The following is a 23259-nucleotide window of genomic DNA, read 5'->3' as shown; positions in this document are numbered from 1 at the left end:
CATTTATTTAATTGATTCTTGGGAGTTCCAAATATAATCAGTACTTACAACTACCTCAGATTGAGTAATATTATCGTCCGTATAAAATCCCAACTGAAACCCATATCTAAAAAATTTAACTGCCATTGTATTTGATAGTGTGTTTCCAATTATTCTATGCCTCCATTTAACGTTCTCCGTAATTCCTGTGTATTGTTGAATGATAAGATTCTGAATATTGTAATCTGAATAATCCTGGTGACCTGTACAACTTAGAATAATATTAGTTGAGTTAAACATTTCATCATCCGTTAGAATTTTGAGATGTGAAACCTTAAAAGCGCAGGTTGTATTGACATTCCAGGAATCCCAACTATCAACATTAATAGCCCCCATATTTATTAGAGCTTTAATGTTTTGTGCAAAATGATATTGTTCAGTGTGCATTTCTCTATTACTATCATAAAACTTGTATTCAGGTAGGAAATACCAAATTTCTGTACGGAATCCTTCGACGTATAAATTTGCACTAATTCCGCTATCAATAGATTTGAAAATTGCTTTCATAATTTAAATATTTATTATGAATAGGATTCAAAGGAGAAGTTATTTTAACTCAGGCCAGGTTAAAGTTTCAAGTTCAACATTGGAGGGAAATCTAAGGTATTCTTCTTCGGGGCCCATCCAATTACCTTTATTACCAGTAATGATCTTCACCATTGGGAAGTCGTAATGCTTTTCACCCACAATAGCCGGATATGTAATTCTTTTATTTGGATTGATCGAGTTATTTGGAGGGGCATCCCACATTAATTTGGTTCCCGTTTTAAGATGAGAAATTTTCATGTTTGATTAATTATAAGTATTTTCTAATTCTTCATCAATGTTATCAACATTCCGCCTACCAATGAAACGTAAGCTTTTAGAATCTAGGATTCTTCCACAGTTTTGGCATAAGCCATGATATGGCCCGGCAAGTAGGTTGGGATTAACAAGGCTTCCAGCTTCATCACAGGGCCAAAAAGGATCTTTTATTATATCATGTTCACAGATGCATTTAATATCATCCTCAAACCCCAAGTTGCTTTTAGCATATTCCGGTGTGATCTGTATATCTCCATCCTGATTTTCAGATGAAAAGTACGTAGTTTCTAACCACTTAGAACTTTTAACAGAAACATTTTCGGTTGAAGAGATTTGCCAAACCAAACTCTGTTTAAGTTCTTTAATTACTTCATTGGTTGACAAGTCAGAATCAATTACAACTTTGAAAATGGCGTTTAACATTTGTCTCATAAAGCGTTGGTTTAAGTTTAAAAATTAATTTTGAACAATATAAAAATGTAGTTGTTGCCTCTTATTTGCATTTCTTATTAATAGATACTTCTAATTTCACCTGAATTAGACATTTCTGAGATTAGTTGACCCCATGATTCTGGTGTATATTCTTGTTCTTCATCATTGGATAAAACCTTATAATCATCCAAATCAAACTTATTTAATTGAATACCTTCGGAAGCAGAAGCACCTTGTATATTACCACCTTCGATATAAATGAAAATAGCTGGATAATAACTGCAAAATTCATTAATGACATTTTTAGCTTCTTGAATAAACTTTACGTTTTTCTCATTTTCATTATTATCATAAATTCCTTCTTCTATTCCAGATTTAATATCATTTTCAAACTCCGATAAGAGTACTTTATAAGTTTCGATTAATCTGGTTTTCAATTTTTCGTACTTTGTGAGCACATACTTTTTTTTTAAAAAGATTTATACTTGGATTATAGATCGTAAGATCTGAGGAGTAATGTTGGTAAGTGGATCAACCGGTTGTAGAATCGTAATCTCCTTTTGAAGTTTTAATCCTTCAACTTCATCATATCCATTCATTCCAATCAAGTTTAGAGCCTCGGCATATGGAAGAAAATCAAGAAATTGATAATGAAATAAAACTTCAGATACATTGGGCAGGTATTGTATTACATAACCATAATTTCCCAATTGGATTGGCACATTTATCCAATCACTCCCAAATCCATTGATATCGGCAAAATGTTCAGCAACTGTTCGATCTGTTGAGAATGATAGGTATTGTAGGTTTGCATCAGGAATAATACAATTAACATGCTTCCTAAGAATAATTCCCCTATAAATTGTGGATGGCCTATAGTGTATGCTCTTTAATAACATTTGAGATACTTTTACTATAACTGCCTTATTCTCTAATAGGTAACGATCGGCAGCAGTAGGTACAAATGGAACTAATGCATTTAGTGACCAATTAAGGTAAGTCATAAGGTCCCCTTTCACTTCATGAAGTGAGATTTTGGTTTGAGCCATGACTGTATATTTAGGTTTATTTGGAAACTGTAGTAGAATCCAATTATGAATAGGAAGTTTTAGTAAAGTAATAGAACGATTGCGATAATAAATGAAGGTTCACAAACTAAAACTGCAGGTCAGACCATTAAGTTTATTGCTTAATTCCGTGCTTCTCTATCCAAGTAGGAACATTAATTTTAAGCCATTTATTAGCCTCTGAAGGTTCGGTATGAGACGCTAAGATGCTTACATTCTCATTTATGTCAACATCAATGATATGATACTGATAAAGTGCTGATTTACAAAGATGCGAATTAAAGAAATCAATATAACCAGGATCAAGGCATTCTCCCCTTACTTCCTCTAGCCTTCTCACAATCATATCATTATCATCATAAATAACCATAATTACCCGCGTACCCGGCATTGGGCCATTAGGATCTGGGCCAGTCGATAAAAAATAAAGGCCAAGGTGACCGTATTTTGGAGAGCGGTACCCTTCTCTCATTTTGCCAGTTGAAATTTTAAACTTCCCATTCTGATCTATCCACAGCAATGTTCCATAAGTATCACAAGTATTTGTTTCTTTTATAATTTTGAATACTTCATTTACAACTTCTTTATAAGAATTAGATCCTATATTTATTTTCCCTTTTTTACATTTTTTTTGTGCCTCAGCAAGAGCAGAAATGAGATAATCTTTCGGACAAGATTGGCAATTGATTAATACTTTGTCCCAGTTCTCTTTCGTTAAATTTAGGTTTGCTTTCATTTGACTAAAATTTATGATTGTTAATAATTAGTATATCTGCTTATATGGTACCCCATATCCCTCTCCAAGTAATTTCTTTGCGGCTAATTTGAAGTTCCCACCGCATTCAAGAATTGCATATACTGCCGATGGTTTATACCCTTCTGTGGGCCTAAACTTTGTACTGGTTGTAAACACACCAAACTTTCCAAGAACGTGGTCAAAGTCTCCTGAAGTAGGGTGATCTGAGTCACCTGGTCGTTTAAAAATTGTTTTCCCATCTTTCCTTTCAACAACTACCCATCCATGCTTCACCAATAGTTCAATTATGTCCCCTCTTATATCATAATCATCTAATGGGCTAAATGGGCTATATGAACCAGGTAGAAATACCTTTTGAGTAGCTTCTTCCTTGACTACAGCGTCGAATGACTTAGATACATCAAAGATCATTTTTCGATGTTCAATTCCAATAACAGGTAACATAGAAATGTCATTGCTGATAAAATTGTAGTCAGGAGTAGGAGGAACAATAATAATTCCGTCTGTCCCTCTGGATTCAACTAATACTTTCATCTTTTCCTGGGGAGAACAAGACTTTTCCAATTCTGTACAACATCTTTGTGCTAAAATTTTAGAAAAGGAGACGGATGGGCATCTGTAATACCAATGAAATCCTTGAGATCTAGTAGATACTTTAACTAATATGCTTTCCAAACCTGGTGCCTTTTGTTCCAATCTCCTTACAAAATCAGTATACAGTGTTTTACTTAAATCATTTTTTATATCCATATCAATGGCCTCCAAATTGCCGCTGATTTCTCCGCATATGATAGCTATACCAGCAGCATCAGGATGTTTAAACATTGCAACAATTTCATTTTTAGTTGGTAAACGAGAAGTGTAGCATTTCCATCTCCAAATAGGTTTTTTAAATTGATTTACAGCAATAACAGAAAGCCCCAGACTACGATAGTCCAGGGCAGCTTTTATCAAAAACTCCATAAAAATATTTTATTTACCAAATGCGATTTTAAGTTTTAGATAACTTAGTCGCATTTTTTCAATATTCACAATGGTGTTAGTACTGTTAACTATTGTTTGTGCTTGGGGAATATACTCTTTGTTGTTTTTAACATTATCGATGGTTTCAGTTAGTGTTTTAATTAATTGCGAACTAAGATTGTTCCCTTCATCTAAAATGAGTGTTACCTGCTGGTTATAATCTATCTCTGTTGGGAGAGACATGATGGAACTGGTGGGTTTCCAATACTTCAAAAATTCATTCATTGCCTCAAACGGCTTTTCAAAAGTTGATAGATTAGTTTGTAAAATGCACTTTTCTCTTTCTTCATCAGTTTTATAGCTAATAACACAATGAATGCTATTACCATATTGAAATGTTTTACCGATCATTTCATTTAATTGATCTTTAAAGTTTTTCTTGTTCATATATTATCCGATTTAAGGTGAGTTGTTTACGTTTTAAATCAATAAGTGTAGTATTTGATTTTAGTACTTGCCTAAGTTCAACGTCATGTGGGGAAAGGATACCTGAAATGTAATTGTCTGATAACCCTTTGCTGCTTTTTTCAGCGTTTCGTTGCGCCAATTCTGCATTAGAGAGTAGTAGTAGGTTTTCGATCTTAAGGTTATATGGATCATTATCCTTAAAAACCACATTATATTTGGGGGGTATTTTTCCAAATGCCTGTTCCCATGCCCATCTACCCCAATGACGAAAGGAACCATTAAATTTAATAACTGGATACTTCTTACCCGTATCTTTTTGTGTCCAGTAGCGGATTTCTCCGTCAGGGCTTCTTCCCCTTTTATTCCATGCTTTAACAGGACAAATGGCAAAACGACCATTTTTTACGTTTCTATGATGAATCAACTGAATCTGTTTTTGCGTTCTCTTTAATCCTAAATATTTTCGTTTTTTCTCAATGTGCTTTTTTGTCCAACCCTTCTTTTTAGGCCATTGTTGCTGGAATACCTCGGCCAGTTCGCAATCCCCAATCATTTGAAAATTACTGATAAGATAATTGACTTGTTCAGGGGTAAAATATTCCAACTCAAGCCGGTTTAAGTCCAGCTCGTAACAGATTCTGCGAACAGTTCCAATGTTTATCTGGAGAAATTCAGCCAATTGTCTGTTATTAGAAAAATCATGAAAATGCGTTTTGATAGCATTTTTGACCTCAATGCTTTGAGAACCTTTTTTTTTTAACACAATTAATTCTTTAGTATTAAATAATATAGAATATTGAGTTAAATCATCCTCCCGTAGGATATTTCAGTATAATATCAATATGCTGAGTAGTAACTTTAATATACAGATCAGCCCCTTGACTGATTCCCTCCTGTAAATCTTGTTCAAAGGGAATAGATTCAACAAAATCATCTCCTCCCATAGCGGCTCTGCATTTTTCATAACAATTCTTGTTATTCGGGTGAAAACCTTCTGCATAACAAACAGGAATATCTTTTTTACAAGCTTCGTCCACCAAGGCTGAAGACATGATATATATCCCCCTGTCTTTAACCAACCAAACTGTAGGTCGATTGTGCGTGGAATATAGTTCAAGGTCTATTTTCGGGTCAAAATCATACTCCTTTCCTGAATTTTCTTCATAAGCAATAATTTTCTCAGATAATGAAGCTCTAAAAACAGTGGCTTCTTTGATCACATTAAGTATTTCTTTCAAATTTGAGTTTTTGAAAACAAGTGTTGCCATAAGTAAATAATTTTTAATTAAGTTTAAATCGAGATACAATAGTTTCTAAGCTGCTAAAAGAAAGGTTGTGTCAGAATTTATAATTAAGTGTAGGCTTTCTGGCCTTAATTTGCCAGGAGTGATTATTCTTTTCCCGAAACCCTGGTTCTAACCTGGCATTTGCTTTCTTTAAAACAAGCCCTTCATAAAGATCTGTTTCGGCTACATCTTGGTATAGTTCACAAAAGCCGTCAAGATATGCAGGGGCCATAAATATATTTTCGACTTGAGTAGTATGAAGGTGATTGTAAATGCTCATATTGTTTTTAGATACGTATCCTCTGCTGCTCCCGAATAGTTCGTGAAGAAGCGTTAGGCGGTTTTCAAATGTTTCTCCGATCAGGTAACGTCCTCTCCAGACAAGAATGTCCCAAATAATAAATTTGTGGTTAAAAGCCTTTCCATCTTCACCGAACTTGTTTTTATTTAGGTATTCACCACATAGCACCATATACTTTTCGCTATCATTAAGTAAGTTGTACTGGATCACATTTTGCAGCGATAATTTTTCGTTTCGCCTATTATAGAGCTGATAGTCCCGATAGCCATTAATGAACAGCACCGCACAGCTTCCATTGTATTTCGGCTGAGCGGCCCATCCTTCGCCGAATCCCTTTAATAATGCCGGGGCTATGGCCGCTTCCGGTCTGGGAGGATAGATATACCTGAATTCTGTATAATCAGAGAAGATACTCATAACATTATATTTTTAACGCATAGATATGATGGGGGCAATAGCGTAAAAGAGATCCGTCATCTGATCTCCGTACTGAGCGAGGGTATCGATTGTTCCTTTTTTTACATTGATCGTTTCACTTGCTTCGATCAATGCAGCCAGGTCTTCTTCAGGTATACCTTCTGCGTTTTGGAGTGCATCAGAAATCGGCTCAATATACTTTTGAAGAATATCCTGATTGAACAGGTATTCCGTCCGTTTTTCTATTATATTCGGAAAGTTTTTGGCCACGATTGCGGCAACATCTTCTGTCATTTTGGGGTAGCGATCCTGCACGCTGACCGTTACATCGCCCAGTTTGAATGAACCGATATTTCTGCCATCTTTCTTATATTCTTCCAGGTAAAGGTCACGGGCCTTTTCTTTTATGACCCCTTCTTCTATTTTCAGTTGGGCTTCCCAGTTTTTACATTCTGATTTGGCATTTATATAGGTTTTGATATGCTGTTCCAGTTCGGCAGAAATAGCAAGCGATACAACCTTGCTTTTGGCTTCCTTGGCCGGTGCAGTCTTTTTTTGCAGCTGTAAAGAGATTTGCCTTTTCGGCAGTTTTACTTTTTTGCATAACAATAGTTTTAAGATTGAAGAATGCTTCCCGCAACCTGCTTCATACAGAACAAAGTTTCCCCATTCCCTATACGGGAAAGTATTTGGTTTCAAATTATGTACAAGGTGAAGAGGTTGAGGGTAGAAGGTTTGAGAAAAAGAATAAGAAGAATAGATGGGGTTAATCAATTATGCACGCTTTTGGTCGGTAGCGGTTTTAGCTTTTTCGGCAGAAGCTTTTTTAATTTTCGCAGTAACAGCTTTACTTATATTCTGCTTATTATTCTTAATTAGTTCTGCTTTATTTTCTTTTAAAATTGCAACGGCCTTATTAACATTCAATTGCCGATTAGCAGCAATGCTTTTCTGATCATTCTCAAAATCAATTATTGGAATTGTACCAAGACCTTCAGCAAGTAGTCTAATTGCAAAACCACCTTTTGTATTAGAAAAGTGACTCTGGTATTTATCCATAATTATGTATTTTATAATGTATGAAATTTGCTGTTTAGAGAGTAGCTTTAAGGAAGTTCTAAATTGATTAATATCTTTTGGGCTCCGTAGTCCAGGAATCTTTATAATTTTCTCAAGTTTCTCAAATCGCCAGCCCAAATGTTCTATCAAAAGAAAATTTAAGAGTATAGAATCAAATTGGTTTTCTTTTTTGGGAAGGATGTTAATATTCTTATCCTCCTTAATTGCTTCTATTATTCTTCTATGTACCTTTTCTTTATCACGATCCTTAGCGCTTTTCTCTCTATCTAATACATTAGTAATTTGATTATCGATATCATTAATACTTGCTGTTCCTTTACTAATAGCTGCTTTTACGTCTTTCGAAGTTTTCTTTTTATTTTTCTCGGGAAGTGTAATGAATATATACTTTCCAGTATCATTATCATTATTTGAACAAACAACATACGCCCTTTTCACCAACGCTGTCTTAATTGATTTTTCGAATTTGGCGTTCTCCAAATCAAACTGTTTAAGTTGTTTATTAAACTCTATTTTAAGTGACTTTTCTGCTTTTTTTGATGATCGACGTGCTTCGATAAATACATTCCAGATGGGTTTTTCAGGGGCATTAACTCGATAGCAGTCATCGCCATATCCCAATTTAAGTACTTCATGACCTTCTTCTTTGAGCTTCTTTACAACATCAGGAGTTGAATACGTGCTAAAAACTAATACAACATTCGGATCCGCTTTAGCTTTTTCCAATTCAATATTTAAATGAATTTCAACTTTGTTCTTAAAGCAAACCGTATTACGACAAAATGGGCGCTTTTCTTCGGAAGGAAATAAGGAAGAGGTCGCTGAATTAAAGGTACAACCAATACAGGATCCCTTTTTCGGATCTAGGGCCGGGTCTTCGATATTAAAGCAAGCATTAATCAAATCACCCTTATACTTATTTAGCAGAGAACTACTAATAGAAATTGAAATATTATCATCTTTCTCCGCTTCTTTCGAAACTATTGTTCGATAAATATCCCGTTGTGCTTCTGTAGGTAAAGAGCATAATTGCAATGCATCTGAAACAGAAATTCCATTCCTGAGGAAAAATTTCTGCCAATTTGGAGTTAGATCATTAAGTTTAAGGTACCTACGAATAGAATAAACCGTCTTTCCCAATCTTAACGCAATTTCGTCTGGATTCATTTGACTTTCTTGTATCATTTGCAAAAATCCTTGAGCTTGTTCCATAGGATGAACATCTTCCCTCATTAAATTTTCCATAATCTGGTGTTCCCGTACAAGGTGATCAGGTATATCTCTTACTTCTGCAGGCACTTCAGTAAGACCAATAATTATGGCGGCTTTATGCCTACGTTCACCACAGACAATAAAATAACCGCCTGAAGGGTTCGGTCTTAACAGCATACGTTGAATCATTCCATTGGTTTTGATAGTAGCAGCGAGTTCTTCAAGTTTTTGCTGGTCAAATGTTTTCCTTGGTTGTTTTGGATCACGACTAATTTGGTCAACAGGAATTAAACCGACTTTTTCATTTACAATGTTTTCAGATTTGTTTTCCATTTTTGTATTTTTTAGATTTGAAACAATACATATATTAAATTTATAAATCAAATGAAGCCTGTTGAATTAAGGGCTTTATTGCTTCCCACTTTAATGTTTGATAACACAAAGCTGACTTCAAAATGAATCGCTTATTTTGGTCCTGGCTGTCCTTTAAAGGCATAATAGCTCGTTTACCTAAAAATCAAAAGATGCTTGCTCAATTGCAGGTTTTGAATGAGCGGTATTGGGGATTGTTTTAGTAGCTTTAGTTGGCTTGCCTACACTTTCTACCTTTTCTTCAGACTTCAACCTACCCTTTAGGTATTCTCTCCGTTTTCTATAAATGTGGTTACGCAGGCCTGTTAGCTTACTTTGCAGCCATTCGCTAAGTTTTTTCGAAGCCTTTAGTTCGTTCCAATGATCCTCACCAAACCTTAGTTCCAGCACCTTACAACTCAAATGGAGGTATATGTCCGTCCATTCACTTGACATTGGAGCTTCAAGTGTCCGAGTATATATGTACACAACACATTCCTCATCTGTAGCAGTTTCACTTTTCGTCATTAGTGCCATCATTCTTGCTATTGGTATTAAATCCAGCATTCGCTTAGGTATCGTATCAGCCCACGATTGACTAAAGGTTAGAACTGGCGCAGTGAGTGAATCCATCAGGTCAAAAACGTAATCACCTTCTCTTTTTTCTTTCTCTTTTTTTACAATAGGAATTTGTTCAGTTTCGAACAGGCCAGATTGACCAGTGTTACTGTTCTTCTTCATAACCAAATATTTAAATGAGCTATTAAAAGGATATACTGATTATCCGTTATCACATAAGATTCCCAACCTCAAATAGTGAATGAGATTCCGCATGGAAATACTTAGTACTAATTCTAAAATTGAAAGCAGAAAAGTGAATAGGAATATAGGAGAACCGTATTTGAGGGTATAACAGTTTTGGCTATTATAGTGAGCTTCATACCTACTAGTTAGGTATAGTAGGGATGTTTTACTTTCTTCAGTTCAACAATTGATTGTTGGTCCCAATTTTTCACTCCTCTTTCTACTTCAAAATATCCGTTATAGCAGTCAGTTGATTACTGTAATCTTCCTGATCCAACTCCACAGACATAACAGCCATAAGTGCTTCAGCCTTGGTGTATTTTACAGGGCCACTATACCTATATCGGAAATAAACAGTCTTTTCTTTGTCTGTGAGCTTTTCTACGTCCAATTCATTAAGCAGATCCTCAATTTCCGGTGTAATGAGTTGTGGCTTAACAAACTCCTCCCTTTGCCAATATTCCACAGCATCTGAAATCCACAATAGACCCTCATTTTTTTCTACTACTCCCACAAAATCATTGAAACCAAAATAATTGTCCGATACTAATTCCATTTGCTTATTTAACATTACAGTGTTGCCATTGCCATCACCTTCTTCTTCATCAGCGTAGTAAATGAAGTCCGCAGTTACAGCACTTAATTTAAATGTTCTTCGGACTTCATCGTCTTCCTCCCACAAGGTTTGTAAAGAACTAGGAAATTCGCCTATACCGGGTATAGTAAATATATCTCCGGCTTTATAGTATTCCGTTGGCTCGTTACTATTTCTACTTTTTATTGCGTTTTTTTTCATAATTAGTTTTATTTTTTAGATGGTGCGTTAGCTGAACGCTTTAGTAATTCTTGCATCTGAATATGTGCAGGCTGTCGTTTGTCCATAAAACTCCTGCATCCAACTGATTCCTGATGCAATACTTTTGATATCTCATATCCTTTCTTCTTGATGTATCGGAATTTCTTTGGTCCAGTAACGAGTTTTTCAACGGAGTTCTTATTGAATCCAAAGGCTCTTGCGAGGGTTCGCATTTCATCTTCACATAATAACTCGTACTCAACTTGCCAATCTCGTAACCTAAATGGAGCATTAGGATTATGACAGCTTTCTAGCGTATAAGTGATTTTCGACACAACTGAATTCTTCATAATTGTTCATCCGTATTGTTCAGGTGACTTTTTTCTTTTCCTTTACTTTTATTTATATATCAGGATGGAGATATAGACGCTGCAAGTATAATCCCATCAGGTAGTTCATCTACTACCTCAATTTTAGCACTCTCTGTATTAGAAAATAATCGAGCTGCATTTTTTGATATCTCGCAATAATAGTATTTCTCCCGATTAGCCGAAATAATCTGCAGATAAAATCTATCATTGGAATTAAATATGCCAACACTAGCTGTAATTAATAAGTTCATATAAATAATTTTTGAAGAATGCAGTACTAGCCTAAATAATCTGATACTTTATCAAGTATTGCCTTTGCCCCATCAGCAGTATGCATTCGGGTTGAATAATCGTTTCGAAGTGTTTCTGGATCTACGATTAGTGTTTTCATATCAGCGATTATTCTTGTAATGTTGGGATCATTAGTGAAATTAAGTCGTGGTAATAGGTCCATCAAATCTTCAATGTTTGTTACAAGAGTATTGTGGAATTTCCCTTCCTGGTCAGAAAGTTTTTCGTACATATGGTTTACCGTCTTTTGTATTCTTTCCCATATATTCTGAGTGGCATGGTAAACCCGTTCTTTTATACTATCCTCAATCTGAGATTTAAGGGCAGCTTCTTCCTTTGGATCAATCTTAACTCTAAAATCTTCAACATCTGCAATAGGCATAGTTACTACTTTAAGAAGAAATTTAGCTGATAAATCTGACACTGAAGGATAATCGGTTTCTTTGTACATGCCGTTTAGTCGAACTTTTGCATGCTCTTTTAATGCAGGAAATCGCTTCTTGAATGTTTCACATGCGACTTCAAATTCTTCTCTGAATTTTCTAATTTTCTGGAGAAAGACAAAAATATTAGGGGATGGCAACAACCTGTCTCCGTTATCTCCCCACGGCAATGTGGATTCATAAAAATATGACCGGGCAGCAGACGCTATCTTCTGAATTTCCTTTAATTCATCATCCTGGATAAGAATCTTGTTAAAATTACCAGCGTTGGTTGCATTATGTTCCCGTTCAATTTCACGGGTAATGTTTTTGTCTTGTTTTCTACCTGACCATTGTTTAATGTTCAAATTAGCCAGCATGGCACGTTGTGATAAATCTTTCATGACAATAATTTATATGTGAATTAATCTGTAACCTGAATAACTTCCCCGAATGGAGGATTAAATTCAAACGATCCAAATTGTGCCCAGAGAACATTATAATCGGGGGTTGTTGGAAATGAGTAACATTCTCCATCTGTTAAATAAATTACTGTTTCTGGGTCGAGATTATGGTCATCAATAAATTCAAATCCAGGCTTAAAGTTAGTTCCGCCTCCACCTTTTGGATTTAGGTTTATAATTTCGTCAGGCTCTATTTCTTGAATAGCTTGCACTTTCGTATCAACATAAATAATGGTAAGAGGAATACTAAAAGAAGACGTAATCTCCTGTACTTCTGCAGCAAAACTGTTAATAAGCTCATTTGAAATACTACTAGATGTATCAACAATTAGGATGACTTTCCCTATAAAAGGCGTTTCTAACGAAGGTAAATACAGGCCATTGTGAAGGTATCTTGTAGAAGGCTTAGTCCAGGTATAATCATCCTTGGTTATTTCTGAAAAGAATCTTTGCAATGCTTCTCGCCAGCTAACTTTAGGTTTGATTGTTTCAGATACTAATCGCTCTATATAATCAGGGAGATTACCTTGGCTTTTGGCAATCATTGCAGCCTGGGTCATAGCTTGTTTAATTTGTGCCTCAACTTCTTGTTTACTTTCAGTCTCCGGCAGGTCTTCTACATCTCCCATACCCTGATAATCTTGAGATTCAGAAGATTCCTGTTTGTCAGAAGGTTGTTCTTGCATCAGAATCGAATAAATACGTTCTGCATTCATATTATCAAACCTGTGATCCAATAAAGCCCCATCAGGTAATTGAAATTCTGATCGTATCAATAAAGGATTTATGGCATAATCTGTGGCTTTGTTCCAGAGAACTTTATCCCTATTTTCTCGTCTCATATGATGAAAGGAGAGAATATGCAATACTTCATGCGCCAATACAGTAGCTATCTGTTTAATAGGCAGCTCTTTAATAAAATCAGGATTATATTTTATGCATTTACCATTGATAATTGTAGTCTGGGTTTGTTTATCTTCTATATAGGTTAGTTTTAAAGCGAGAGAAGCGAAAAAAGGATGGTCGAGAATGAGTTGTATTCGGGCTTTTTTCATTTTTTCTGCAAGTTCCATTGCCATAATATTTAACTCATTAAACTGGATTTCTTAGAGGTCCATTCAATAAACTCACGGGTATGGTTTATCTCTGGCGTACGGGTAACTCCGTCTTTGATGCAGGCAACTGCGATTTCTTCTGGTAACCTATCCAGATAAGTAATGATAGATTTGATATTACTATCTGATAATTTCCTGGCAAGTGCAGCGGAAATGGCAAATTGCGCTCCCGGATCGGTAGGAACAATAGCTGTAGTGGGAGTTAGAATAATTTGATCAACAGAAGGTAATTCACGGATAATTCTTAGAAATTCGCAATATTCCGTAGCAAAGGCTTCTCCAGCTGCTCCTTTAAAAACTTCAAATTCGAGTTTTTTATCAAGTCCAGATAATTGTTGTTTACCAACATTGGCTACAGTCCTGGGGGATGCCGAATTGACGAGATCCTGTGTAGGAGAAAAATCATCGAGGAAATCGGGTTTAAATCGAACAAATGCTATTAATTCGGTGGGCATGTTATGCTGAATAGCCCATTTAACCCAATCATTTGTATCAACTTCCAGTTCAACAATGGAAACAAAACGAGATTTTACAGGTTCTAATAATCCACGTACCCCTGCTTTATCCTCCCTACGATTGCTGGCTGCAATAAAAGTAACATTATCACTAATGACATGCCCATTGATTCGACGTGCCAGCAGGAGTTGCATACAAGCTGCTTGTACTGCTGGTGTTGCCTGACCTAAATCATCCAAAAAGAAAACAGTAGGTTCTTTAGCAATGATTAATTGATGTAAATCACCAAACGGAATAAACTCAGCTACTCCTTTTTTTGATGGAAAAGGCAATCCTTTATAGTCCGTTGGATCGCTCACAACTGGGTGAGAAATGATTAATTTTTGTCCAATTCGTTGAGCTGCATCTGTAATGATATCAGATTTCCCACAGCCAGGCTTCGATTTAACCAATACAGGGTATTTATTATTAAACACAAATTCCAAATAACCTGATAGTTCTAATGGTTTCATAACTTCAATTTTAAAGTATTAGTAATTGTATAAATGATTTTAGCCAATGAACTCTCATTATTTTCTATAGTAAATGAGATTCCCCTTATAATATATTTCTCCTACTTGTAATTCACCATTTTCATAATTAATATCATTATCTATTGCATAGCAACCAAGGTCAGGACGTTCCGGGAATACACTAGGCGTAAATATTTCTGCATGGTTAAGAAATATCTTTAGTGTTTGATTATTGATTGGGTGCCGACATTCACCGTCAAACCAAAAACAAAGACATTCAATTTTTATTTTGTCATGATATATCATTTCCATTATTGGATGATATGGTCTAACAGTAATGAACGTCTCTTTTAATGTGGAAATAAGCATAACTAAGTTTTAAGGTTATGAGAATCATTAATTAATCAGTACATTTTCCTTTCATCGGTATTATATTTCTAATGAGAAATGGATAAAAAGAAAGCATTAAATTTTCGCGGCGTTCAACCGCAAATTTCCAAACCCTAATGAGAGCCTGCGGGGAGGCAAAAAAAATGGCGTACATCGTTCTTGTACGCCATTTTTTTTGGGCAGAGCAGCAGAGCAAAAAAAATGGATGCACATCGTTCTTGTGCATCCATTTTTTGTGTTGGGTTTGGAAAATTGCGGTTAGCCGCGACCTTTGCTTTTCTTTTTATCCATTTCTCATTGGGAATTAATACTCATTTCTTCTATTGCATTACCGTCTCATCTTGATTACTTTGGCTTCAGATTGCTTTTCAATATTTGCTAATAATTTAGATTGCTTTGAAGTTCTTTCTTTTAGCGCAGGTAAATCAACCAACTGCTTATTTTTATCTAATATACGTATGCATTGGTGACTTGGACTAGCTTCCAGATTATATTTAACAGGAATACCGTCTAAAATAAGTGTAACTTCTTTTGACGCTCCAAACTTAAGTGCGTTGGTTAATTTTTTGTACTCTATTGCACTCATTTTTTGAATTGGCAATTTCTTTAATTCTGCTTCTAAATTAAAACGATCCGTTGAATAAGCATTATTATTACCCAATGTTATCCAAGTATCGTTTTCTTTGCAAATAGATTTTCCATTGACTAAGCGCGAGGCTTCTGTGGCGGAAATTTGCACATCTGCATTTAATGAAAAAGAATGCCATAAATGTTCCTGCAACCCATAATTATGCTCAATTTGCAATCTGCCAGCAGCTTCAAAATTTGCAAATTGATAAGCCCCAGTACCAGGAATAATATTAAAATGAAGGATAAATTCTGTTTCTGGACATCGTACATCAGTATATCTAATATGGAATTTAGGAAGCCCCTGAGCAATTAGTTTTTCCAAAGATTTGGAAATATCCTGATTAAAACCGGCATCTTTAATTGCTTTATCCAGTAATAAGAAGTTCTCTCTTTGTCCAATTTTATTCTGGAAACCATTAACGATAGTTCTGTTAAACTTTATACCATTGTTTCTTAAACTTAGGAATCTATTAATCCATCTCGCCAATCTTCCATATCGAATTTTGTCTGCGAAATTATTACTGGTTTTAAACTTTAATCTTCTAATTTCGTCTTTAAGGTACGCCCGAGTATTTCTTTCATTCCGGTTTAATCTTGTACTATAATGCTTAAGAAGAGTGTTATAATACTGTAGATTCAGGTTTTCGGTTTGCTTTGAGTTATCAAAAAGTGGATTATTGATCTTAAATTTAAGATCTTGTTCTACATTTAAGAGAATCGTATCCATTATCCGGTTAACCTGGCCACTCATTTTATAATATTTTTCGGGATTTGAATAAATCTCTATTTTGGATTGAAATCTTTAGATGTCGTCCTCCATTATCTTCTTGAAGTTCAAATATTAGCTGCTTTTTATCAGGAATGGTAGTTTTCGGGATGGCGATAATCCAGTCTTGCTTACTTTTCCCAGCTAAATACGGAAAATCGTCACGATATAAAGGGTCAATTGCTAATTGTTGAACTGATGTTCTTTTAGATACAATTTTATCCATCAGGTATAACCTCGCCCAACCGGCTTGATAAGGAAGGTTAGATTTATTTTTAATGTTGAATTTAAAAAACATAATATCATCACTAAAATATATGCCACGCAATAAGAGTTGCATTCTATATTTTCTTGTATCATCATTCAGAAAACCCTTTTGATGTCGAACTTTATTTACCAAGATGTCCAACTCCTTTTCGTTTACATCTGATTTTTTCTGATATTTTGCAAGTTTTTTTATAGTCATCATTGAATCCTGGGAAATAATTTTATAGGTAGTATTGAAAAGTTTAGGGTCATAGGTTACTTCAAATACATGAATACCTCCATCTGACGTAAATACATGCAAACTGGTAGTGTCTAAATAATTAAATGCTGCTTTCAGTTTTAGTACATTTTCCACTCCTGTAACTTTAGCTGCTACCAATCCATCAATGCCCCTGTCTGGATCATTAAGTACTGTGTATGGAAATACCAAAACAGTGGTTGCTCGATGGGTTACTTTTATCTTGTGGGGTATTATGGGAATTACAGATTCTGGTTGTGAAATAAATTGAGAATATCCAGAAAAGGTGAAACTTAATGCTATTGTAAATAATAATATAAACCTCATTGTTATAATTTTAAATATTATCAATTTTATCTATTGAAGAAGCAGCTGGTGACCTGCTTTAATGGTTACCTTTACAAGTTTTACTTTTCGACGTATTAGATCTTTTAACGTTTGAATACCTGCAGTTGTGGCCTGAGCTGTTAAAGATGGGTCAATTCCTGTCATAGAAAGTGATTGAATTACCTGGTCCATACCTTGTTTTGAAGCGTCGCGTGTTATAGTTCCAGGTATATGGATGCCTGGAATACCATCCATATCATATCCCGAAAGGCTTACAGGATACATTGTGTTATTGCAAACTATGTTTTTGAGGTTAATTATTAGTCTTTCATCAGAGATTTTACATACCCCATATACAAATGTATTTGCAGGGATCTCCTTTTGACCTATATAGATGCTTTCAATCAATCTGAGTTTGATGGTTGAACCATCCTGAACCGTTTGATCACTATGTACTACCGCTTTGATAGCAGTTTTTTCATTACTAATTGTAACCGGATTATTGTCTAATCCAAAAAAATATCTTCGGTCTGCATTTCTAAAGCCAATATTCAAAGGATACTTCTGTACAATTAGAACATTACTATCAGGCCTGGCTCCTATTTTAGATAATTTAAATGGCTCATTTATTTGAATAATCTTGTTTAGCATGGTATCGAGTCGCAATAATTCATGATCCGGTTCAGATCCCGATTGAAGACTTTCAATTAATGCTTCCAAACGGGCTATCTCTGGCTTATTATCTCCTTGAGCTGGCAAATCGTTACTGTCGTTAGTACTGAACGAATTATTACCAGAAGCACTATTCAACTCCTTTAGAATTCTGTTCATTTGTTCATTAACTTTCCGTTCCTGTTGCTCAATTGTAGGACGCTTATAGTTACCCTTATTTGCCTCCATATCATGCTCAAAATGCTCTTCTGTTGGTCCAGGATCAAAAAATCTTTTTGCATATGGCTCTAGTTCATCATCCTTCTTATTGGAATCAGCCTGAGATTGCATGAATGCTTCCAATTTTGTTTTATTCTTTTCCTCAATACGTGGAGCCGGTAGTGCGATATTAAAGCGTTTTGATGAGTCAATAGTAGAACCTTCATTTTTACTACTCTCTATCCCCCCTTTAATTACGTACCCTAGAAAAAGGATAATAATGAGAAAGCATGGCAACATCACTAGTATCTTTCGATACTTCTTAATCACTAATTTCATATTATTACATTTTTGATTGAAAACTTATTTGGGAGTGGTGTTTTCAAGTTTCTTAAAATGCTTATATGTTTGTATAACTTTAATATCTAAACTGTCTGGAAGAGTTATATCGGTAGGTGTTGTAATGGTTTGATGGGGTAGAAAAAAATGATCTTGGTTATCAGGTTTGATCATTTTATATAAATAGAAGAACTGAATACCTATTATCAAAATACAAAATAGCAGGAAAAATAGTTTCCTTTGCCTAAATGTAAATCGCTTTTGCTTTTCAAAAAGGTAAGAAGATAGCTTAACCTGAAATGAATATAGAATTCCTTGTCGAGCTTCTTTTTGAGATATGTCTTTCCGTTTTCTTTTGAAAAGTGAAAATATTCCAAACATAACTGTCATTTTGAAAGAGAAACATCCTTATTTTCCAGTATCCTCCAATTTCCAATTTTTAATCCGTGTGGGTTATTATCAGTAGGCTTAACAATCTTTAGGGTACCTTCTGTTATTAACGATCTTGCTACTTCTGTAGTTGAGCGTTTTATTACAAGCCTTCCGGTATATTTAAAGTGCCAAGGAGAAACATCCATGTTTATTTCGACTTTATCATGTTCTACTACTTGGCGTGCATTTGCAGATACAAAGGAGTTGTAATAACCGCTTTCTTTTAAATTAGAATACTCATTTGCTGCTGAGTTATCTGCCAGGTAAAGGGCCTTATTAATTCCCTTTACAATATCATCCCAATCAGGTTCAATAGTAAAAAAATCATGGTGAAAAGATTCTACATGATCTTTAATTTCGATAGGCCAATACCTCCCCCTATCTTCTGCAAATGCTTCAAACAACTTTCCATTTGCTATAACATATACCCTGTTTTCCCTGTCTTTATCTTCTTTATAATCTATATAGGCCAATGAGACATTTAGAATAATACTACCAGCTAAGGCTATAATAGATAATACTCGGGTAAGTTGAAAAGCAGAATCAATATTTTTAAATTGTTGAAACATACTAATACCTATTTTATTTGTCTCCAGATAATTTGGAATAATTATATCCCCCCTCTTTATGATATGGCTCAGAGTTAGCAGCATCTGCCATTGATGAAGTATAGAGGTCATTACCGTAATTCGAACTACTCATACTACCTGAACCAGCTGTAGCAGTAGCTCCTCCACCAGAGGCAGTAGTTCCACCGGTTATAGCCATACTACCAGCCGTTAGAATTAAAGAATTTGTTTTAGATACAATTGTATTGGCACCAGCTGCATGCACTATATAATTGGAGATACTAGGAATACAGAAATATCCAACTATTCCAACAACAAGAAATATAAGGTAGAGTACATCAGTTTGACCAAAACTTGGAATATTACCCTCGAACATGTCCTTCAAATCCATTTTTAACATTTCAGCTTGTATCTTTCCAATCATTGAACCCATAAGATTTGCAATTGGCAGCCATAGATAAACATTAACATATCTAGCAATCCAAATAGGTAATATATGCTGGAATCCATCGTATATGCTTAAACACAATACAAACGGTCCAAGTATAGATAGTAATAACAAAATGAATGTTCGCATTGAATCGATACAAATAGCCGCAGCGAAATACAATATTTGTAATAAAAAGGATACAAAAAGTTTTATGATTACGTTGATCGAATGATGAATAATAGATAAGGAGAAAGTAAATGCACTTCCTAATGAAGATTCTCCCTTTTCATCATGCTGTTGGTTATACTTATCCCACTCCTCATTACTACTACCAATTCCTCCTACAAGATCTTGCCATTCTTTATTTTCCTCAATTGCTTTCTGTCTTTGTTCCAATAACACTGCAACAGGATTGTTTGACTTTTTGACCATCTCTTTTGTTGCAATAACAGTAGGAGATAAAACGCCATTCATAACTCCCAATACTACGGGATAAATTGAAATGAGTATGGTAACTACTATAGGTTTTACCAAAGGGAAGAAATCTATGGGTTCAGCAGCAGCTAAATGCTTCAAAACTCTTACACCAATGAACCATAATGCACCAAATGCTCCAACGGCCTGAGAAACAACAAGTAAATCCTTGGCCATAGGAATCATTTCCTTATATAACCGATAAAGTATATCATGATACTTACCCAATTGCCCTTCTAAAAACTGGCATTGGCCAACAATGGGAAAAGCAAGAATAAAAATCAATATAAATCCAATTACTATTTTAGACTTCATATCACTCAATTTTGTTTATTAAGATCTTGCAACACCTGGATATCATGAAGTTCTCTACCGCGTTGAAACTTTAAAATGACGGACTTATTAAAAAAATGTCTTCCAAAATCTCTTTTCTCTCTCATATCGTCATATATCCTGTCAATAGCCTCTATTCGTTCTGCGTCACTCATCCTTAGCTTATTGGCAGTGATTATCATTAACAACTCATCAAGATTTTTTAGCGACCGTTTGAAAAGATCCTGGTAAACAATCTCTATATAGTTTGACTCAGGCTCAGATAATATCTTCTTCACAGAAAATGAAGCAAACGACTTTTTATATAATTTTAAGATTTCAGCTTGCATGTTAATAATCTCGACGGCCTTCCTATATTTTTTTACTGTGGGGCTTACATTCAATAATTCATCCAGAAATACTTTATGCAACGAAAAATTCCCCTCAGATAACCCCTTAATGGTTGTATAGCCGGTATTAAGTATTGTATAACCTTTGTACATTTGGGATAAGATAGATTTCAGCTGATTCAATTTTTCGATATTCAAAATAAGTTGCTGTACTTCATAAGACTGTCCCTTTGCAGTAGGCAAGATTATCATCAGGAAAAAAAATGAGCTAAATAACTTTAATAGATTTTTCATGGTTAATATTATTTATATTGCACACTCAAATTATCAAGCTGTTTAATGTCTGATGAACTCATTCTCCGGTGCATTGATAACAACCTAATCTTTTGACCAAATTTTGTAACCCAGGATCTCTTATCCTCAACAGAAACCAGTAATTTATCAATACGCTCAAACCTTTCTGCATCCTTCATTTGAACAAACCCATTTGACAATATTTCTCCTAATTGAAACAAATCATTTATTAGCTGTGAGTAAAAATCAGCAACACTGTTCTCAATTGAAATAATATCTGGTTGGACAAATAGATTTTCGGAGTTTAAAAATGATATGATATCCTGAATTTCAGATTGAATCAATTTGATGTTATTGGTGATGTGATTACACTTGGAATATTTTCTAAAAACCGGTTTAACAGTATATAAATCCTGAAAAAACAGAGAGTGCAAATCAAAATCTCCTTTCTTAATATCACCAATTAATGAAAGACCTGTATGTACAGTACTATATCCTGTTTTTAGATACTCCAAGTATAAACGAAGCTTTGCTATTTGTTCTATTTTATACCTTGTCTGTGTCTTTTTCTGATTGAATATACCCTGTGCAAAACAAGGATGAATTAGAAGAAATATTCCAATTGATATACACAACACTTTAAACATGGCAATACTTAATTTATTTAATGTATCTCCCTTTAGAGAAGTTAGAGTCAGGTATGTTATTTAAAATAAGAGCAGCGCGCTTTTTATTTATTTCTTCTAATAGATATCTATAAATATCTATAGCAGGTGGAATCGGATAGCTATCTGTACCTTTAAATATTCTAGCTTCTCCATCAACTTTGGCATAAACTGATTTTAACCGGAATTCTCTCTTTAATGGATGGTATTCGTAATGAAGGCGATATTGCATTTTATCAAACATATCCCCTGTCTTGGAGGTTCCATGAATAATAAAACTTTGAATAATAGAAGAATCTTTTTTACCTCTCTCTATTGTATTCCTAAACTGAACTTCTACATTAGTATTATGATATCCATTTGTAGCCAAAAGGTGTTTTTCCCGTTCTATTAGATTGTCATAGTATTGAGCAGCTTCCTTCTCTTGAAAATTATTGACTACCTGGCTCAAACTTTTAACTTTTTCATACAATTCCCGGCTGGCCAATACATCGCTACCTTTATCAATAATGATAATTAGTTGAACATCATTCAAACGAGCTTCAATCTGTTTAAGAGTAATTTGTGAATTGAAAACATCAAACTCATATGAAAAAGTAAATAGAACACGGTCCTTTTGATCGAAAACACCCAATAGCTGCATGTCAAATGGCTCACAATCGAATAACAAATCATCCTTATCTATAACAGGCTCCAGAGCCAATTTTAAATGTTCGACATAGCTACCTTCAGCTTCTCCATTATTAAGATATTCTTCAGAATAGCCATTTGCTCTGAGTAATAATGCTTGTTCTGCAACAATACTGTCCAGCTTTTTCATACCTTTCTATTTCCAATCATACATTCTTTTGACAATCTCAAGTTCCTTCTCTGATTTAGCACGTTGAAGGCTCAGTAACCGGTTCCGTTGATTAAACTTTCTCAAGTCTGCTAAATACTTGTCCAAGGCTAAATTTGTATCACTAATAATTTTTAATCGTTCTGCATCAGACATTCGTACACTGAAAGATTCCATAATCAGTAAGATATCATTTACTGTTTCGATACTGGAATTCAAAATTCCTGAGTAAACATTGTATATATACTCTAATTCTTCTTCACTAAATTTAGTATCACGGCCTACTATCTCATAAGCCCTTTTATACTCATTAAAAAGCTGTTTCTGTTTATCTACAATATCTTTGAACTCCTGGTAATACCTAAGGATTGACTTTATCCTCCATAATTCATCAAAATATTCTTTGTACAGTTCTTTTTGCTTTTCAGTCCATTGCGCAATTTCATCCAGCTTAAGCTTTGAAAGGACATTTTCAATCTGTCTTTGAATATTCTGCAAATCAATTGTCCTATTCTGAATTCTTTGAATCTGCAGATCCATCGCCCTGATTACCTTTTTTGCAACTACCTTTATTGCTTCGATGACAACAACCTGAGAAGAAGCCTGTTTTGAGTACAAGCAAAAGGTTATTAGTACAAGAAATATTATTAGGGACTTAAA

General features: G+C 34.7%; 28 protein-coding genes. All 28 read right to left on the bottom strand.

The genetic code is table 11. The features are described 5' to 3' along the window. Positions 1-3 precede the first annotated feature (3 nt). The 28 genes from BUR42_RS27480 to BUR42_RS27330 all read right to left on the bottom strand — a co-directional run bounded on the left by BUR42_RS27480 (position 4) and on the right by BUR42_RS27330 (position 23217). Entirely contained in the window at positions 4-546 is a 543-nt protein-coding gene (locus BUR42_RS27480; protein WP_074242736.1) for a hypothetical protein, read from the bottom strand. A gap of 39 nt (positions 547-585) precedes the next feature. After that, positions 586-825, bottom strand: a complete 240-nt coding sequence (locus BUR42_RS27475; protein WP_074242735.1) for a hypothetical protein — start codon at positions 823-825, stop codon at positions 586-588. 6 nt (positions 826-831) lie between these two features. After that, a complete protein-coding gene (locus BUR42_RS27470) occupies positions 832-1275 on the bottom strand; it encodes a hypothetical protein (protein WP_143197611.1) in 444 nt (147 codons plus the stop codon). A gap of 77 nt (positions 1276-1352) precedes the next feature. Further along, on the bottom strand, positions 1353-1712 hold the full coding sequence (locus BUR42_RS27465; RefSeq protein ID WP_143197610.1) for a hypothetical protein: 360 nt from the start codon (positions 1710-1712) through the stop codon (positions 1353-1355). 42 nt (positions 1713-1754) lie between these two features. Beyond that, positions 1755-2324, bottom strand: coding sequence for a hypothetical protein (locus tag BUR42_RS27460; RefSeq protein ID WP_074242732.1), 570 nt, complete (start codon positions 2322-2324; stop codon positions 1755-1757). A 133-nt stretch (positions 2325-2457) separates the two neighbouring features. Further along, entirely contained in the window at positions 2458-3078 is a 621-nt protein-coding gene (locus BUR42_RS27455; protein WP_074242731.1) for a hypothetical protein, read from the bottom strand. A gap of 27 nt (positions 3079-3105) precedes the next feature. After that, positions 3106-4062: a bifunctional DNA primase/polymerase gene (locus BUR42_RS27450; RefSeq protein WP_074242730.1), complete on the bottom strand. Its 957-nt coding sequence runs from the start codon at positions 4060-4062 to the stop codon at positions 3106-3108. 9 nt (positions 4063-4071) lie between these two features. Further along, a complete protein-coding gene (locus BUR42_RS27445) occupies positions 4072-4509 on the bottom strand; it encodes a hypothetical protein (RefSeq protein WP_074242729.1) in 438 nt (145 codons plus the stop codon). Further along, a complete protein-coding gene (locus BUR42_RS27440; protein WP_074242728.1) occupies positions 4490-5293 on the bottom strand; it encodes an HNH endonuclease signature motif containing protein in 804 nt (267 codons plus the stop codon). Before BUR42_RS27440 ends, BUR42_RS27445 begins: the two co-directional genes overlap by 20 nt. A 43-nt stretch (positions 5294-5336) precedes the next feature. Beyond that, positions 5337-5798, bottom strand: coding sequence for a DUF3085 domain-containing protein (locus BUR42_RS27435; protein ID WP_074242727.1), 462 nt, complete (start codon positions 5796-5798; stop codon positions 5337-5339). Between the two features lie 70 nt (positions 5799-5868). After that, a complete protein-coding gene (locus tag BUR42_RS27430) occupies positions 5869-6534 on the bottom strand; it encodes an ATP-dependent DNA ligase (protein WP_074242726.1) in 666 nt (221 codons plus the stop codon). A 12-nt stretch (positions 6535-6546) separates the two neighbouring features. Further along, positions 6547-7308, bottom strand: a complete 762-nt coding sequence (locus BUR42_RS27425) for a hypothetical protein (protein WP_143197609.1) — start codon at positions 7306-7308, stop codon at positions 6547-6549. Continuing rightward, complete coding sequence (locus BUR42_RS27420) at positions 7309-9159, bottom strand: ParB/RepB/Spo0J family partition protein (RefSeq protein WP_074242724.1); 1851 nt, start codon at positions 9157-9159, stop codon at positions 7309-7311. A 177-nt stretch (positions 9160-9336) separates the two neighbouring features. Next, positions 9337-9918, bottom strand: coding sequence for a hypothetical protein (locus BUR42_RS27415; protein WP_074242723.1), 582 nt, complete (start codon positions 9916-9918; stop codon positions 9337-9339). A gap of 283 nt (positions 9919-10201) precedes the next feature. Continuing rightward, positions 10202-10777 carry a hypothetical protein gene (locus BUR42_RS27410; protein ID WP_074242722.1) on the bottom strand — a complete coding sequence of 192 codons (576 nt, stop codon included), beginning with the start codon at positions 10775-10777 and terminating at the stop codon, positions 10202-10204. Between the two features lie 8 nt (positions 10778-10785). Further along, complete coding sequence (locus BUR42_RS27405; protein WP_143197608.1) at positions 10786-11127, bottom strand: hypothetical protein; 342 nt, start codon at positions 11125-11127, stop codon at positions 10786-10788. A 298-nt stretch (positions 11128-11425) separates the two neighbouring features. Beyond that, positions 11426-12265 carry a hypothetical protein gene (locus BUR42_RS27400; protein WP_074242720.1) on the bottom strand — a complete coding sequence of 280 codons (840 nt, stop codon included), beginning with the start codon at positions 12263-12265 and terminating at the stop codon, positions 11426-11428. Positions 12266-12285: 20 nt separating this feature from the next. Further along, a complete protein-coding gene (locus tag BUR42_RS27395; protein ID WP_074242719.1) occupies positions 12286-13398 on the bottom strand; it encodes a vWA domain-containing protein in 1113 nt (370 codons plus the stop codon). Positions 13399-13409: 11 nt separating this feature from the next. Further along, positions 13410-14408: an ATP-binding protein gene (locus BUR42_RS27390; RefSeq protein ID WP_074242718.1), complete on the bottom strand. Its 999-nt coding sequence runs from the start codon at positions 14406-14408 to the stop codon at positions 13410-13412. A gap of 718 nt (positions 14409-15126) precedes the next feature. After that, the gene (locus BUR42_RS27375) at positions 15127-16155 is read right to left on the bottom strand and encodes a hypothetical protein (protein WP_143197606.1); all 1029 of its coding nucleotides are present in this window, start codon (positions 16153-16155) and stop codon (positions 15127-15129) included. 25 nt (positions 16156-16180) lie between these two features. Further along, positions 16181-17026 carry a conjugative transposon protein TraN gene (traN, locus tag BUR42_RS27370; RefSeq protein ID WP_074242714.1) on the bottom strand — a complete coding sequence of 282 codons (846 nt, stop codon included), beginning with the start codon at positions 17024-17026 and terminating at the stop codon, positions 16181-16183. Between the two features lie 30 nt (positions 17027-17056). Continuing rightward, positions 17057-18235 carry a conjugative transposon protein TraM gene (traM, locus tag BUR42_RS27365; RefSeq protein ID WP_074242713.1) on the bottom strand — a complete coding sequence of 393 codons (1179 nt, stop codon included), beginning with the start codon at positions 18233-18235 and terminating at the stop codon, positions 17057-17059. A gap of 386 nt (positions 18236-18621) precedes the next feature. Then, a complete protein-coding gene (traK, locus tag BUR42_RS27355) occupies positions 18622-19236 on the bottom strand; it encodes a conjugative transposon protein TraK (protein ID WP_074242711.1) in 615 nt (204 codons plus the stop codon). A gap of 13 nt (positions 19237-19249) precedes the next feature. After that, on the bottom strand, positions 19250-20455 hold the full coding sequence (gene traJ / locus BUR42_RS27350) for a conjugative transposon protein TraJ (protein ID WP_074242710.1): 1206 nt from the start codon (positions 20453-20455) through the stop codon (positions 19250-19252). 5 nt (positions 20456-20460) lie between these two features. Further along, entirely contained in the window at positions 20461-21096 is a 636-nt protein-coding gene (locus tag BUR42_RS27345; RefSeq protein ID WP_074242709.1) for a hypothetical protein, read from the bottom strand. Positions 21097-21104: 8 nt separating this feature from the next. Further along, complete coding sequence (locus tag BUR42_RS27340) at positions 21105-21743, bottom strand: hypothetical protein (RefSeq protein ID WP_074242708.1); 639 nt, start codon at positions 21741-21743, stop codon at positions 21105-21107. Positions 21744-21756: 13 nt separating this feature from the next. Next, positions 21757-22581, bottom strand: a complete 825-nt coding sequence (locus tag BUR42_RS27335) for a hypothetical protein (protein WP_074242707.1) — start codon at positions 22579-22581, stop codon at positions 21757-21759. A gap of 6 nt (positions 22582-22587) precedes the next feature. Continuing rightward, positions 22588-23217 (bottom strand): conjugal transfer protein TraI, encoded by a 630-nt coding sequence (locus BUR42_RS27330; RefSeq protein ID WP_143197605.1) that lies wholly within the window; start codon positions 23215-23217, stop codon positions 22588-22590. Between the last annotated feature and the right edge of the window lie 42 nt (positions 23218-23259).

This window comes from Chitinophaga niabensis, assembly GCF_900129465.1.
Classification (GTDB): domain Bacteria; phylum Bacteroidota; class Bacteroidia; order Chitinophagales; family Chitinophagaceae; genus Chitinophaga; species Chitinophaga niabensis.
The sequence above is the reverse complement of the archived record's forward strand: the minus strand, read 5'-3'. Positions and strand labels throughout refer to the sequence as shown.